This window comes from Prauserella flavalba, from assembly GCF_003202235.1.
GTDB classification, from domain to species: Bacteria; Actinomycetota; Actinomycetes; order Mycobacteriales; family Pseudonocardiaceae; genus Prauserella_A; species Prauserella_A flavalba.
On the sequence record NZ_MASU01000007.1, the window covers coordinates 204,903 to 219,825 of the forward strand.

Consider the following 14,923-nt stretch of genomic DNA (forward strand, 5'->3'; position numbering starts at 1 on the left):
CGCACGCTCGCCGGCCTCACCACCCGCGGCCGGTGCCTGCTCGCCGCGGGGGTCGCGGCCGCCGTGTGCTCGGCCGTGCTCAACGAGCGCGACCTGCTGCGGGTCGCTGTCTTCGTGATCGCACTGCCCCTGTTCGTGGCTCTGCTGGCCTCCGCGTCGAAGGTGCGGATCGGCGCGTCGCGCACGCTGCTGCCCGAGCGCGTCCCCGTCGGCGGGCACGGCGAGGTGCAGCTTGACATCTGGCGCAGCGGGCACCTGCCCGCGGGCGACGTGCTGCTCGAGGACGGCATCCCGTACGCGCTCGGCGCGCGGCCACGGTTCGTGGTGGAGCGCCTGCCCCAGCACCGGTCGGTGGCGCTGCGCTACCCGGTGCAGCCCGCGCTGCGCGGCGTTCAGCAGATCGGCCCGCTGCGCGCGACGATCACCGACCCGTTCGGGCTCTGCGAGTTCGAGCGTGAGCTGATCTCGCACTCGCGGCTCATCGTCGTGCCCAGGGTCGTGCGACTGTGGGGCCTGCCGATCGGCGCGGGGATCGGCTCCGGCGACGACGGCAGCATCCGGCTGCACGCGGGCCAGGGCGAGACCGACGTGATCGTGCGGCACTACCGGCAGGGCGACGACCTGCGCAAGGTCCACTGGCGTTCGACCGCCCGCCGCGACGAGATGATGGTGCGGGTCGAGGAGCGGCCCTGGCGCGGCGGCACGACGGTGCTGCTCGACCACCGGGCCGCAGCCCACCACGGCACCGGGCCGACGGCGAGCCTGGAGTGGGCGGTGGAGTTCGCGGCGAGCGTGTGCCTGCACCTCGGCCGCGCCGGGCACCGCGTGCGGCTGGTGAGCGAGCACGGCCGCGTGCTCGCCGACACCCCCGGCGGCGGTGGCCAGAACTACGACAACGTCGTGCTCGACTCGCTCGCGGCACTGCAGCCCGCGCACGAGCGCGACCTGACCACGGGCTTCGACCCGGCGCAGGGACAGGAGCTCATCGCCGTGCTGGGCACCATCAGCAACGACTCGGTGCACGAGCTCACGAAGTACCGGCCGCGCGGCACGCGCAGCCTCGCGGTGCTGCTCGACACCCCCGCGTGGACGAGCGGGGTGAGCGCACCAGGCCACCGGGCGGCGGCCACGGACGAGTCGGCCGCGCTGCTACGCGCCGCGGGCTGGGGCGTGGTGATCGCGACACCCGGCACCTCCATGCCGCAGGTGTGGTCGGAGCTCTGCCGCACCGTCTCCCCCGGTGCCTCGCTGATCGGCGGCCACGCATGACGGCCACCGCCCCGCCCCGGCCACACGCCCCGCCGCCCACGCCGCCGTCGGAGCCGCAGCAGTCGCTGTCGGCGCACACGGTGCTCACCCCCGCGCTGGCGGGGCTCGCCACGGTCAGCGCCGCGACGTCGCTCACGGGCGTGATCCAGGGCCTGTCGTGGCTTGGCTACCTCATCGTCGTGACGCTGCTCGTCGGGTGCACGGGCCTGGCACTGCGCACGCTGCGCGCCCCGGCGCCGGTCGTCGGCATCGCGCAGCTGCTGGTGCTGCTGTTCCTCGTGACCGGTGTGTTCACCCGCAGCGGGCTGCTGGCGATCATCCCCGGCCCAGCGGCGTTCGTCGAGCTGAACGACGTGCTGGTGGCCGCGTTCGAGCAGATCCGCACCGGCCTGCCGCCCGTGGAGGCGACGACGCCGATCCTCTGCCTGGTGACGATCGCGATCGGGCTCGTGGCGATCCTGGTCGACACGCTGGCGGTGTCGGCCTCGGCACCGGCCGCGACGGGGCTGATCCTGCTGTGCGTCTACGCGGTGCCCTCGGCGCTGGCCGGCGAGCTGCTGCCGTGGTGGACGTTCGCGTTCGGCGCCGCCTCGTTCGCCGCGCTGCTCGCCGCCGACGGCAGCCACCGCCACCGCACGTGGCGCAACCGCGCCACGCCGGGTCTCGGCGCCTCCCCCGGTTCCGCGTCGGCACCGGTGGCCGTGGTCGCCGCGTCGCTCGTCGTGGGGCTCGTGGCCGGCTCCACCGTCACCGCCATCGGCACCGAGGGCAGCCTGCCCGGCTCCTCCTCGGGCGGGCAGAACGTGCCCGGAGGGCTGGGCGTCAACCCGTTCACGTCGCTGCGCGGAATGCTCGACCAGGGCTCCAACGTGGAGCTGTTCCGTGTGCGCGGTCTCGGCGAGGACCGGCGGCTGCTGCGCGCGTTCACGCTCGACACGTACCGGCCCGGGCAGGGCTGGGGCCTGCCCGACGGCCCCATGCCGCCCGGGGTGCCCGCGAACGGCCCGCTGCCTGCGGCCCCCGGCGACGACGGCACCGGGCAGAGCCGGGAGATCCGCATCGAGCCGGTGAACTGGTTCGATCTGTGGCTGCCGACCTACGGCGCGCCACGCTCGCTGCGCAACATCTCCGAGGGCTGGTACTACGACCGCACGAGCGGCACGATCTTCCGCGAGCGCAGGCAGCGGCCCGCGCCGTACGTCGAGGTCGCGTCGCTCGAGGAGCCGTCCAAGGCGGAGCTGCGGGTCACCGACCCGAAGACGGAGGAGCTGCCGCCGGTCTACACCACCGCGGACGAGGTCGACCCGCGCGTCACCCAGCTCGCCCAGCAGCTCACCGCCAACGCCACCAACAACTTCGACAAGGCCGAGGCGATCTGGCGCTACTTCAGCGCCGAGAACGGCTTCGTCTACGACACGCAGACCGCCCCGGTGAGCGATCCCGACGCGCTCGCCGACTTCGTGCTCAACGGCAAGCGCGGCTTCTGCGAGCAGTACGCGTCGTCGATGGCCGTGATGCTGCGGGCGATCGGGATCCCCTCGCGCGTGGCGATCGGCTTCACCACCGGCTACCCGACGGACGCAGGCCGCACGATCACGTCTCAGGACGCGCACGCGTGGGTCGAGGTCTACTTCGGCGACCGGGGCTGGGTCAGCTTCGATCCGACACCGCTGTCGGACGGCCGCGGCTACGTCCCGCCGTACCTGGCGCCCGACGACACCCAGAGCGACCCGACCTCGGCGGCGCAGGACGACGTGCCGACCGCCTCGTCGAGCCAGCAGGCACCGCAGAACCAGCTGCCGGAGTCGCAGGCACAGGGCGACGGGGGCCAGCCGGAGAAGCCGTTCTACGCGGCGCCGTCGTGGTCGGGCTGGGGCGCGCTCGTGTCGGCGGTGCTGGCGGTGCTGCTGACGGCCGCGGTGCTGGTGCTCGGCAGGCGGATGACGGGTGGCCGGCACGGGCCGGCGGGTCCGCCGGTTCCGGGCTGGCTCGCTCCGGTCGCGGGCGCGTTCTGGCTGCTGTCCCTGCTGCTGCTCGCGTGGCAGTGGCACTGGGCGGCGGCGCTCGCGCTGCTCGTGCTGGCAGGGCTGGGGCTCACGCCGTCGTTGCTGCGGGAGCTGCGGCGACGGCGGCGCCTGCGGACGATCGAGGACAGGGAGCCGACCGCGGCGAGCGCGGCGTGGGACGAGCTGCTCGACGAGTGCACCGACCGGGGCATCGAGATCCCGAAAAGCGACACGGTGCGCCTGGCGGCACAGAAGGTGGCTCAGCGGCACCACCTCGACGAGCGGGGCAAGAACGACCTGCGCACGGTGGTCGGCGTCGTGGAACGGTCGTGGTACAGCCCGGCCGCGGGTGAGAGTGACCCGGAGTTCGCCCGCGCGTTCCAGAGCCTGCGCGAGGGCCTGCGCCGCACGGCGCCGATGTCGTGGCGCGGCCGGCTGTTCCCCCGCTCCCTCTTCCGCCGCGGCACCCCCCGCTGACGGCTCGGCTACCGGCCCCCAAGGCCACCTTCGGTGCGCTCAACGCAACAAAGGTGGCCTTGGGGGCACGTCGACAGGCGATCAAGTGGGTGCGCGCACACGTAAGCAGGGTGCCGCTGTGCGGCACCCTGCTTACGTCAACGCTGTGTGAGCGGAGCTAACGGTCCTCGAAACGCTGCCGGAAACGTTCTTCCATGCGCTGTGTGAAGGAGCTGCGGCGCGTCTGTTTGCCGCCACCTCCGCCGCCCGCGCCCTTGGCGTTCTTCTCACCCGGCTCCCCCCGGGCTCGCATGGCAGTGACGGCAAGCAGAACCCCAAAGAACATCACGAGGAACCCGAGCACGCTGATCAACGGAATCTCGGCGACCCGGAAGGGCACCACGACGCCGAGCACCAGCAGTGCGACGCCCACCGCGAACAGGGCGATGCCCTGGATGCGCCTGCGGCGCGTGGGGCGACGCATCTTGGCGCCACGTACCGTGGATGCGAACTTGGGGTCCTCGGCATAGAGCTCGCGCTCGATCTGATCGAGCAGCCGCTGCTCATGCTCGGAGAGTGGCATCTTTCCTCCTCCGGCACAGCGTTGTCTCCGACCCCATTGGTGGGCGCCGGACCTTCGCAACGTCGTGGACCCAACGACCCCCCGTTCGGGGTGTCCCCACCAGGATACGAGCCCCGCGCTCCGACGACTACCCGATCTCGCATCAAGCATGGAGAGATTTGCACCAAACGCCCGGCTGAGGCCGTCCACCCGGGTGAAGGCGACGAAGGTCACCCCTCTTCGGGTGACAAGAGCGACGCAGGCCGGATGGCCCCCGCGCCGAACTTGGACCGGGCGACGTCGGCGGCGATTTCCGCCTCCCGCCAGCGCGGCGCGGGCGCCTCGAAGCTGAGCTGCTCCCCCGCGCCCTCCGCGGCGAGCCCCTCGACGCGCACGCCGATCAGCCGCACCGCCGCGCCCGACGACGCCTCGGCCAGCAGGGCGACCGCCGTGGCATGGATCTCGCGGGCGACATCGGTGGCCGCGAGCAGGGTCCTCGCCCTGGTGATCGTCGTGAAGTCGGCAAATCGGACCTTGATCGACACGGTGCGCCCGCGCACGCCTTTCGCCCTGAGCGTGGCCGCGACCCGCTCGGAGAGCCGCAGCAGCTCCCGGTTCAGCAGCGCGCTGTCGTGCTGGTCGGTGTCGAAGGTGTGCTCGGCACCGATCGACTTCTCCTCGGACTCCGGCACGACGGCGCGGTCGTCCCGGCCGTTGGCGAGTGCGTGGAGGTGCTCGCCGAGCGCGGAGCCGAGGCTGCGCCGCAGCCGGTCGAGCGGAGCCTTCGCGACGTCGGCGATCGTGTCGAGCCCGTGCCTGCGCAGGTTCTCCTCGGTCTTCCTGCCCACGCCCCACAGCGCCGACACCGGCAGCGGGTGCAGGAAGGCGAGGGTCTGCGCCGCGGGCACCACGAGCATCCCGTCGGGCTTGGCCATGCCGGAGGCGAGCTTGGCGACGAACTTCGCCCGCGCGACCCCGACCGAGCACGTGATCCCGTGCTCGGCGGCCACCCGCTCGCGGATGAGCGCCCCGATCCCCGCCGGGGTGGTCCCGAGCCGTCGCAGCGCCCCGCTCACGTCCAGGAACGCCTCGTCCAGGCTCAGCGGCTCCACGAGCGGCGTCAGCTCGCGGAAGATCGCCATGACGCCGTGGGACACCTCGCTGTAGGCGCCCCGGCTCGGCGGGATCCACACGGCCTGCGGGCACAGGCGCCGCGCGGCGCCCACCGGCATGGCGGAGCGCACGCCGTAGCGGCGCGCCGGGTAGTTCGCCGACAGCACCACCGAGCGCGGGCCCGCGCCCGCGACGATCACCGGACGGTCGGCCAGCTCCGGCCTGCTCCGCAGCTCGACGGCGGCGAAGAAGGCGTCCATGTCGACGTGCAGCACACCGCAACCGGTGTCGTCCGGTGTGGTCTCCCCCGTGGCGCGGAACCGCTCGAACCCCGCGGGCAGCGCCGCGTTTCGTCCCATGCGCGCAGGCTAGCCGGACCCACCGACAATCACGCCGGGCGCCGCGCCAGCGCGTGCAGCCTGCTGGCGATGTCGCGCAGCGGCGGCGTGCCGGCGGCCAGCGCCTCGAAGTCGGCCACGTCCTGCTCCCACGACGCGACCGCGTTCACCGGCTCGGCGGCGAGGCTGTGCACGACGTCGGACACCACGCCGTCGCCCTGCAGCTGCGCGACCTCGAGGCCGGCACCCGCGAGCAGCGCCTCCAGCCCCGCGGCGTCGAACCGGCGCAGCAGGGTCTCCGCGTCGTCGGTGAGCACGCCGTCGGGGTCGGTCAGCAGCTTGCGTGCCTCGGCGAGCCTGCCCGCCAGCGCACGGTGCAGCGCGGCGGCGTGCCGGTTGGCCACCAGCACCGACACGGCGCCGCCCGGTGCGACGACGGCGGCGAGCGCCGCGATCGTCGCCGCCGGGTCGTCGACCACCTCGAGCAGCCCGTGCGCGAGCACGAGGTCGGCGGAACCGTCGGGCACGCGGGCGCCGAGGGCGTCCGAGTCGTCCGCCACGACCGTGATCCGGTCGGACACGCCCACCTCGGCGGCCCGGCGCTCCAGCGTGGCCAGCGCGTTCGGGTTGGGCTCCACGACGGTCACGAGGCAGCCCTCGGACGCGAACGGGACAGCCCAGACCCCGCTGCCCCCTCCCACGTCGATCACGCGCGGCTGCGCCGAGCCCCGGTCGCGCGCGGCGCGCAGCTCCGCCTCCAGCACCTTCCGGACCGCAGCTGAGGTGTGCCCGGCCGACGTCTCCGTTCGCATGGTCGGCAGCGTAGTTGGGCCGCTCGCGGGCACTCACCTCGACCGGCCACGATCGCGCTCCGGATACGACTACGCTCGCAGGCGTGCACACGGTGGCCGTACTGAGCCTCAAGGGAGGCGTCGGCAAGACGACGGTTGCGCTGGGTATTGCCTCGGCTGCGCTCCGCAGGGGCGCGAGGGCGCTCGTGGCGGACCTCGACCCCCAGGGCAACGCCACCGCGACACTGGATCCGCCGATGACCGAGGCGACGCTCACCGACGTGCTGGAGACACCCCGGCTCGCGGTGATCGAACAGGCGCTCGCGCCGAGCGGCTGGAGCGACGAGCTCGACGTGCTCGTCAGCTCCGAGGACCTGGAGCTGCTCAACGAACCCGGCCCCGACAGCCGCCGGATGGACAACCTCGCGCGGGCGCTGCACGAGCTGACCACGTCCCGGCAGGGCGACCCTTACGAGCTGGCGATCCTCGACTGCCCGCCCTCGCTCGGCAGGCTGACCCGCTCGGCGCTCATGGCCGCCGACAGCGCGCTGCTGGTCACCGAGCCCACGATGTACGCCGTCTCGGGCGCGGAACGGGCGCTGGAGGCGATCGAGACGATCCGCGCGGAGCACAACCCCCGGCTGCGGCCGGCGGGTGTGCTGGTGAACCGCCTGCGGGTGCGCTCCTACGAGCACCAGTACCGCGTGCAGGAGCTGCGCGAGTCGTTCGGCAGGCTCGTGATGCCGACGGCGATCCCCGACCGGCTGGCGATCCAGCAGGCGCAGGGCGCGTGCGTGCCGATCCACGAGTGGAAGTCGCCCGGCGCGCAGGAGATCGCGCTGACGTTCAACATGGTGCTCGCCAAGATCCTGCGGTCGAGCCGTGCGGGCAGGCACCGCCTGGACGCCGAGGGGCCCGAGGCCGCCCCCGCGGAGACCTCGCAGAACGAGACCACCTCACAGTTCCCCGCGCTGCGCGAGCTCGCCGAGCGCGAGATCGGCTGAGATGCCCGAGGGCGACACCGTCTTCCTCACCGGGAAAAAGCTCGAACGGGCACTCGCCGGGCAGCGGCTCACGCGCACCGACTTCCGGCATCCCGCGCTGGCGACCACCGACCTCTCCGGGCGTGACGTGCTCGGCGTCCGGACCGTCGGCAAGCACCTGTTCCTCCGGTTCTCCGGGGGCCTGAGCCTGCACAGCCACCTCAAGATGGATGGCTCGTGGCGGGTGTTCGCGCGCGGCGCGCGCTGGAACATGCCCGCTCACCACGCACGCGTGGTGCTGACCACGGAGACCACCGAGGCGGTCGGCTTCCGCGTGCACGACCTCGCGCTGCTGCCCACGGGGGAGGAACGGCGGCTCGTCGGGCATCTCGGACCGGACCTGCTCGATCCGGAGTGGACGGACGAGCACGCCGCGATCGCCGCGCGGGCACTGGCTTCGCGGCCGGAGCTGGAGCTCGGGCTCGCGCTGCTCGACCAGCGCGTGATGGCCGGGGTCGGCAACCTCTACAAGTGCGAGATCTGCTTCCTGCTCGGCGTCACACCGTGGACGCCCGCCTCCGAGGTCGACGCCGCCGAGACGGTGGCGCTGGCGCGGAAACTGTTGCACGCCAACGCCTGGCGCTACGACCAGAGCACCACCGGCGAGACCGCGCGCGGCAGGCGTAACTGGGTGTACGAGCGCACCCGGCAGGGCTGTTTCCGCTGCGGTGGCAGGGTCCGCGTCGCCACGCAGGGCGCGGGCGTGCAGGGCAGGCCGACGTGGTTCTGCCCGAACTGCCAGCGCGGGCCCGCCCCCATGCGTTAGCCTGGCGTCGTGCCGACCTACAAGCTGCCGCTCTACGGCCTCGACCGGCAGCGCGGCGACCTCGCTCCCTGACGCCGCGCCCGTTCGCCACGTCGTCGCACTTTTTCCTTTTCTTTCCAGGGAGTTTCGTCATGCCCGAAAACCTGCGCGCGTTCGTCGCGGCACTGCCGAAGGTCGAGCTGCACGTCCACCTCGTCGGCTCGGCGAGCGTCGAGACCGTCACCAGGCTCGCCCGCCGTCATCCGTCCGCCGGGGTGCCGACGGATACCGAGGAGCTGCGGCGGTTCTTCACGTTCCGCGACTTCGACCACTTCCTCACCGCGTTCTGGGCCGTGCAGTCGATGATCCGGTCCAGCGCGGACGTCCACGACCTCGTGGCCGGGCTCGCCCGCGACCTCGCCACGCAGAACTGCCGCTACGCGGAGGTCACCGTCACGCCCTACAACCACCTGCTCGACGGCCTGCCCGGTGACGCGCTGCTGGAGGGGCTCGCCACCGGCAGGGCGACAGCGCTCGCCGAGCACGGCGTGGAACTGGCGTGGTGCTTCGACATTCCGGGTGAGAAGGGGACGAAAGCGGGTCGGGAGACGCTCACGTTCGCGCTGCGCGAACGGCCCGAGGGGCTGGTGGGCTTCGGGCTGGGCGGCCCCGAGATCGGCGTGGGCCGCGCCCAGTTCGCGCCGCTCTTCACGGCGGCGCGGGAAGCCGGCCTGCACAGCGTTCCCCACGCAGGCGAGACGAGCGGACCCGCCACGGTCTGGTCGGCGGTGCACGATCTCGGCGCCGAACGGATCGGCCACGGCACGAGCAGCGGGACCGATCCGAGGCTGCTGGCCCACCTCGCCGAGCACGGCATCGCGCTCGAGGTCTGTCCCACGTCGAACGTCCGCACGGGACAGGTCGAATCGGTGGAGGCGCATCCGGTGCGGCGCATGCTCGACCACGGCGTGCTCGTCACGCTCAACACCGACGACCCGCCGATGTTCGGCGCCACCTTGAACGGGGAGTACCTGGCGGTGGCCTCGGCGCTGGGCCTGCGGACGGCGGAGCTCGCCGAGCTGGCCCGCAACGCCGTGCGGGTGTCGTTCCTCCAGGATACCCGCAAGCAGGCGTTGCTGGCCGAGATCGACGGCGTCGCGTGCGACACGTGAAAATCTGTTGCCGGGCAACGGTTGTCTCGCTTAGCGTTGTGGCACACGAGAAAGGAGGTGGTCCGAAGTTGAATAGCTACAGGACTCGTGAGGTGGCTGTCCGCTGACGGGCAGCGCACGGACCACCTGGGCAGGCTGACCGCGAGCGCGGTGCCCGCCCGAAAGTACGTGTGCCTGGCAGTGAATACCAGGCAGCCACCGGCCCCCTGCCGCTTCCGGGTTCCGGTCCGACCCGGGCCCGAACGGCTGACGACGTTCGGGAGTCGCGCAGGGGGCTTCTTTACTCTCCGGGGCCTGTCCGGCCCCGCAGCGCGATCAGGCAGCATGGTCGCGTGCTCTTCGACAAGATCGCGCGGCCGGCGCTCTACCGGCTCGCCAAGTCCGACCCCGAGGTCGTGCACGAGCGCACGGTGCGCGCGCTGGGCAGGCTCAGCGCCGCGAAGCCAGCGCTGGCCGCCCTCCGCCGGGTGTACGCCGTCGACGATCCCGTGACCGTGTTCGGGATCCGCTTCCCCAACCGGGTCGGTCTCGCGGCCGGGATGGACAAGGACGGCCGCGCGCTGCACGCCTGGCCCGCGCTCGGGTTCGGCTTCGTCGAGGTCGGCACCGTCACGCGGCTCGCCCAGCCCGGCAACCCGCGCCCCCGGCTGTTCACGCTCGCCGCCAGCGACGCGGTGATCAACCGAATGGGCTTCAACAACGCGGGAGCCGAGGCACTCTCCCTGCGCCTCGCCGAAAGCGGCAAGCCCCCGGTCCCGCTGGGTATCAGCATCGGCAAGTCCAAGGTGACGCCGCTGGAGGACGCCGTCGAGGACTACCGGGCGTCGCTGCGGGCGCTGCACCCCTACGCCGACTACGTCGCCATCAACGTCAGCTCGCCCAACACACCGGGGCTGCGGGAGCTGCAGGACCGGAGGGCGCTCGCCGAACTGCTCGCCGAGCTGCGAGGCACGGCGGTGACGCTGGCCGAGGAGGCGGGCACGACCCCGGCCCCACTGCTGGTGAAGGTCGCCCCCGACCTCACCGACGAGGCACTGGCCGAGCTGCTGGAGGTGTGCCTCGAACACGACGTGGCCGGGATCATCGCCACCAACACCACGCTCGGCCGCGAGGGGCTCGCCGCCGCCGACGCGCGCGTGGCCGAGGAGGCGGGCGGGCTGTCGGGCCGTCCGCTCGCGGAGCGGGCCAGGGACGTCGTGCGGTTCGTGCACGAGGAGGCGGGCGACCGGCTGCCCGTGATCGGCGTCGGAGGGATCTCCGGGCCCGGCGACGCGCTGCGCATGCTCGACGCGGGCGCGAGCCTCGTGCAGGTCTACACCGCGTTCGCGCTGCACGGCCCCGGGCTGGTCCGGCGGATCAACCGGACGCTGGCCGGGGAGCCGGCACGGTAGGCCGCTGGGTGCTCAGGTACCGCAGATAGGCGCGCCAGCAGCCGTACGAGGTGATGTCGGTGCCCTCCGCGGCGGCGACCGCGTCGCACAGTACCGCCACCGCGTGCGTGCCGTCCTCGAGTTCCACGCTGCCCAGAGCCAGCGGGGCGGGCAGCCCGGCAAGGAACGTGCCCAGGCCGGCGGGCGAGATCAGCCACCGCTCGGCGAGCAGGGCCGCGCCGTCCCGGTCCGCGCGCAGCACGCCCGGCTGCGGCGGCGTGCCCGGCAACGCCACCATGCGGTAGTGCGGCGCCGTCTCGGCGAACCCGGTGAACCGGGCGCCCACGCCGGTGAGCTCGCCGTTGCGGGGCTGCCCGCGCAGGTAGGCGCCGAACACGATCAGCTCGATCCCCGTCGAGGGGTACGGCGTGCCGGCCTGGATGCCGGACAGCAGGCCGGCCACGTCGATGCCGACCTGGTCGTCGAACGCCCTGGTGATCACCACGGCACCGCGGCCGCGGCCGTCGGGAAACGCGACGGCCGCCGTCTCGAGGGCATTCGTGAGCTCGGCGGGTGACGGCGTGGTCCCACTGGCGGGCAGGCACAGCGCGTCGTGGCCGCGCAGCGTCGTGGCGGGACGCTCGGCCCAGTCCCGCACGCGCTCGGTGAGCGGGATCTCCTCGACGACCGCTCCCGCGGCCCGCAGGGTGTCGACGGTGCCGGCGAACGCGGAGCGGTCCACAGTGGACAGCGCGGCGAGGCCGGCGGCGGAGGGCACCGCGATGTGCGGGTGCTCCCCCGCGCTCAGCCGCACCGAGGCGGGCCACTCCCGGCTCGCCGGGTCGCTCTCGTCCGGCCCGGTCAGCGCCGCGAGCACGTGCTGGCCCCGCTCGACGTCACGGGCCAGCACGGTCAGCCCGGGGTGCCCCGGCACGAGACCCGGCGTGGGCCTCAGTGCCACCAGGCCACGGCAGTCGGCCGGCAGTCCGGTGCAGACGGCCGCGTCCAGCACGTCGGGTGCGGGCTCGGCGGCGACTCCCGCCGGGTCGGCGCTGCCGAGCACCACCGCACCGGCGCGGGCGAGCCGCTGGGCGAGCACGCGGTCGGCACCGATGCCGACGAGCAGGCCGGCCAGCGGCGGCGACTCACCGGCGCGCAGGCGTTCGTCCACCGCTTTCGCGTCGATGAGCACGTCCTCGCGGGAACGGACGCCGAGCCACGGCGGGCAACCGCCGGAACGGGCGAGCGCCTCGAAGGCCGCGATGGCCCGCTGATAGGAACTGACCGGCGGAAACGACACGGTCTCTTCTTCGGTGAGAAATGGGTTCACGCCGCTGTCCTTTCCGCCGACGCCCGGGCACCCACGGTTACCCACGACCGGATGAAACCAATCCGGGCCGTTTTCCGTGCGGTTCCGGGGTCGAGGCTAGGAAAGCGCGTTTCCGGAATCGTGTCGGCGGCGTTACCCGACCATTTCCCGTGGTTACGCCTCCGCCATTCCGGCGGCGATTCCCGGGAGGGCGGAAGTCGCCGTCAGGACAGTTCGCGCAACGCGAGCGCGAGCCCGGCAAGCCGGTCGGTGGCGTCGGTGAGCGCCTCCTTGGCCGGTTGCACGCCCCCGCTGCTGGCGGCGACCGCGCGGCCTGCCGCGGCGACGAGCCCGCCGTAGCCCTCGACGCCGTCGTCGAGCTGTTCGGCCAGCGTGCGGATGGCGGAGTCCAGCGGCTGCCGTTCACTCGCGGGCGCCGAGGCCCTCGCGCGCTCGATCGACTGGATCCGGCCTGCCAGCGCCCGCAGGGTGGCGGAGGCCTCGGCGGCGGTGTTCCGCGCGTCCTCGACGGACAGCTCGGGCACCGACGCCGGGGCGCCGTGCGCGGGCGAGGACAGCTGGTCGAGCAGTTCGGCGAGTGTCGCCTCGCTCTCCGCGAGGCGTTCCATCGGCTTGCGGGCGGCGGAGTTCGCCGAGGGCAGCCGACGCGGTTTCGTGGAGGCCACCGCGGGCACCTCGGTGCGGTTGAGCTGGCGGAGCTTCGTGCCGGAACGCACCGCCAGCACCCCGAAGATGACAGCACTGGTGAGCCCGCCGAAGGCACCGACGAAGCCCTCTTGCGCGCCGGTGATCCCGTAGAAGCCGCCCACGGCCCACAGCACGCTCAGCAGCGTGATGATCGTCCAGAGCGTGAGCGCCTTCGAGGTCCTGCGCTTGCGGCGTTCCAGCTTGGCGGACGGCTCGTTCCAGCGGGTCCACTTGTCGCGCATGTCGGCGATCGCCGCCACCTCACGAGGCAGCAGCGGCGCGTTCGCCGACCGCGCCGGCTTGGGCGGCTGTTCGGGAGCGCGCTCGCGCTCCTCATCTCGGGACTGATCGCGGGACTGGTTGCCCTCCTGTTGCGGCGGCAGATACTTCTGGAGCTTCTCCTGCGCCTTCTGGGCATAGTCAGGCAGCCGTTCGATGTGCTTCTCCAGCTTGGCGTTCAACTGGCTGAAGTCCCGCCTGCCCGATTTACCCGATCCCGCGGCCATGATCCCAGCCCGGCCTTGCCGCTCAGGCCTGGTTCTTCTGGCGCTCGGCCTCGACCCGCGCCTGGATCTCCTTCTGGACATCCGAGCCCGAGGACGCCGGTGCCGCCGAACCGGACGACGCGGAGCCGTCGGTCACCTGTGCCACCGACTCGCCCTTCATCGACGCGCGGATCTGCTCGAGGCGGTTGTGCCCGGCCAGCTGCGTGGTGGAGTGCTGCACCTCGAGCATGCGGCCCTGCACGGAGTTCTGCGCGAGCTCCGCCGAGCCGAGTGCCGTGGTGTAGCGCTTCTCGATCTTGTCGCGGATCTCGTCGAGCGACGGCGTGTTGCCCGGGGCGGCCAGCTCGGTCATCTGCGTGAGCGAGGCCGACACCTGCTCCTGCATCTTCGCCTGCTCCAGCTGCGAGAGCAGCTTGGTGCGCTCGGCCAGCTTCTGCTGCAGCATCGAGGCGTTGCGCTCGACGGCCTGCTTGGCCTGCGCCGCCGCCTGCAGCGACTGGTCGTGCAGCGTCTTGAGGTCCTCGATGCTCTGCTCGGCGGTGACGAGCTGCGCGGCGAAGCCCTCGGCGGCGGTCTCGAACTCCTGCGCCTTCTGCTCGTCGCCCTTCGCGCGCGCCTCGTCGGCGAGCACGAGCGCCTGGCGGGTGGAGGCCTGCAGCTTCTCGACCTCTCCGAGCTGCCGGTTGAGCTTCATCTCCAGCTGCCGCTGGTTGCCGATCACCGAAGCCGCCTGCTGGGAGAGCGCCTGGTGGTTGCGCTGCGCCTCCTCGATGGCCTGCTGGATCTGCACCTTCGGGTCGGCGTACTCGTCAACCTTCGACGAGAACGCCGCCATGAGGTACTTCCAGAACTTCACGAAAGGGTTGGCCATCTCCTCCGCCTGCCTTCTCACGTCCCACGGGCTGTTGATCCGGTGCTGTCACCGTTCGCCGTGTTCTGGCAACGTGCGACCCCCGGTGTTGGGTTCCATCGTGTCAGGTCAACGGCCGTGGTTCCAGGCGACCCCGAGGGAATTCAGGGATGGCCCTGACCCGACCCGGAGCACCGTGCCGAGGCAGCCCGTTCCGCAGGTCACGCGGCGAGGACGGCCTTGGACTTCGGTGCGTGGATCGTGGTCCGCAGCGTCGGGGAGAGCCGCAGGTCGGCGAGGTCGTTGCCGCCGACGTTCGCCACGATCCGGCCGCCCTCGAACCCGCTGTCCGAGGCCGAGGCCTTGGCCCCGGGGCGCTCCGCGCGCTCGGCGGGCTCCACCGGCTCGCCGACGGCGGCCGTGTCGACCTTGTCCAGCGCGGACACGTCCGCGGCCACGTTGTGCAGCAGCTCACCGAGCGGCAGGTCCAGCGCCTCGCAGATGGACGCGAGCAGCTCGCTCGACGCTTCCTTCTGGCCCCGCTCGACCTCGGAGAGGTAACCGAGGCTGACCTTGGCGGCGCGGGAGATGTCGCGCAGCGTCCGGCGCTTGGTGGTGCGGGCATGACGGAGCCGATCACCGATCGCCTCGCGCAACAGCACGGTCATCACGCGCCTCCCTTCAG

13 protein-coding genes are annotated in these 14,923 nt (G+C 72.7%); 6 read left to right on the plus strand and 7 right to left on the minus strand.

Going from position 1 to position 14,923, the window contains the following annotated elements:
- Nucleotides 1-36 precede the first annotated feature (36 nt).
- The gene (locus tag BA062_RS19490) at nt 37-1,269 is read left to right on the plus strand and encodes a DUF58 domain-containing protein (protein WP_245959918.1); all 1,233 of its coding nucleotides are present in this window, start codon (nt 37-39) and stop codon (nt 1,267-1,269) included.
- Nucleotides 1,266-3,752 (plus strand): transglutaminase TgpA family protein, encoded by a 2,487-nt coding sequence (locus tag BA062_RS19495; RefSeq protein ID WP_110338735.1) that lies wholly within the window; start codon nt 1,266-1,268, stop codon nt 3,750-3,752. Before BA062_RS19490 ends, BA062_RS19495 begins: the two co-directional genes overlap by 4 nt.
- Before the next feature lie 157 nt (nt 3,753-3,909).
- Here the strand turns inward: BA062_RS19495 and BA062_RS19500 are convergent, their stop codons facing one another.
- The 3 genes from BA062_RS19500 to BA062_RS19510 all read right to left on the minus strand — a co-directional run bounded on the left by BA062_RS19500 (nt 3,910) and on the right by BA062_RS19510 (nt 6,556).
- Nucleotides 3,910-4,314, minus strand: coding sequence for a DUF3040 domain-containing protein (locus BA062_RS19500; RefSeq protein WP_110338737.1), 405 nt, complete (start codon nt 4,312-4,314; stop codon nt 3,910-3,912).
- Between the two features lie 209 nt (nt 4,315-4,523).
- Nucleotides 4,524-5,765, minus strand: coding sequence for a DNA polymerase IV (locus BA062_RS19505; protein WP_110338739.1), 1,242 nt, complete (start codon nt 5,763-5,765; stop codon nt 4,524-4,526).
- A 29-nt stretch (nt 5,766-5,794) separates the two neighbouring features.
- Nucleotides 5,795-6,556, minus strand: a complete 762-nt coding sequence (locus tag BA062_RS19510; RefSeq protein ID WP_110338741.1) for a class I SAM-dependent methyltransferase — start codon at nt 6,554-6,556, stop codon at nt 5,795-5,797.
- 83 nt (nt 6,557-6,639) lie between these two features.
- Here BA062_RS19510 and BA062_RS19515 point away from each other — a divergent pair, with 83 nt between their 5' ends.
- From BA062_RS19515 to BA062_RS19530, 4 genes are all read left to right on the plus strand, one after another.
- Nucleotides 6,640-7,539, plus strand: a complete 900-nt coding sequence (locus BA062_RS19515) for a ParA family protein (RefSeq protein WP_110338743.1) — start codon at nt 6,640-6,642, stop codon at nt 7,537-7,539.
- 1 nt (nt 7,540) lies between these two features.
- Nucleotides 7,541-8,344: a DNA-formamidopyrimidine glycosylase family protein gene (locus BA062_RS19520; RefSeq protein ID WP_110338745.1), complete on the plus strand. Its 804-nt coding sequence runs from the start codon at nt 7,541-7,543 to the stop codon at nt 8,342-8,344.
- A gap of 131 nt (nt 8,345-8,475) precedes the next feature.
- Nucleotides 8,476-9,495: an adenosine deaminase gene (add, locus tag BA062_RS19525; RefSeq protein WP_110338747.1), complete on the plus strand. Its 1,020-nt coding sequence runs from the start codon at nt 8,476-8,478 to the stop codon at nt 9,493-9,495.
- Nucleotides 9,496-9,827: 332 nt separating this feature from the next.
- Nucleotides 9,828-10,886, plus strand: coding sequence for a quinone-dependent dihydroorotate dehydrogenase (locus BA062_RS19530; RefSeq protein WP_110338749.1), 1,059 nt, complete (start codon nt 9,828-9,830; stop codon nt 10,884-10,886).
- Here the strand turns inward: BA062_RS19530 and BA062_RS19535 are convergent.
- From BA062_RS19535 to BA062_RS19550, 4 genes are all read right to left on the minus strand, one after another.
- Nucleotides 10,852-12,195: an allophanate hydrolase-related protein gene (locus BA062_RS19535; RefSeq protein ID WP_110338751.1), complete on the minus strand. Its 1,344-nt coding sequence runs from the start codon at nt 12,193-12,195 to the stop codon at nt 10,852-10,854. The two genes, BA062_RS19530 and BA062_RS19535, sit on opposite strands and share 35 nt — an antisense overlap.
- Before the next feature lie 203 nt (nt 12,196-12,398).
- Nucleotides 12,399-13,388 carry a phage shock envelope stress response protein PspM gene (gene pspM, locus BA062_RS19540; protein ID WP_110338753.1) on the minus strand — a complete coding sequence of 330 codons (990 nt, stop codon included), beginning with the start codon at nt 13,386-13,388 and terminating at the stop codon, nt 12,399-12,401.
- A 22-nt stretch (nt 13,389-13,410) separates the two neighbouring features.
- On the minus strand, nt 13,411-14,259 hold the full coding sequence (locus BA062_RS19545) for a PspA/IM30 family protein (protein WP_110338755.1): 849 nt from the start codon (nt 14,257-14,259) through the stop codon (nt 13,411-13,413).
- A 200-nt stretch (nt 14,260-14,459) separates the two neighbouring features.
- Nucleotides 14,460-14,906 (minus strand): helix-turn-helix domain-containing protein, encoded by a 447-nt coding sequence (locus BA062_RS19550; RefSeq protein WP_110338757.1) that lies wholly within the window; start codon nt 14,904-14,906, stop codon nt 14,460-14,462.
- Between the last annotated feature and the right edge of the window lie 17 nt (nt 14,907-14,923).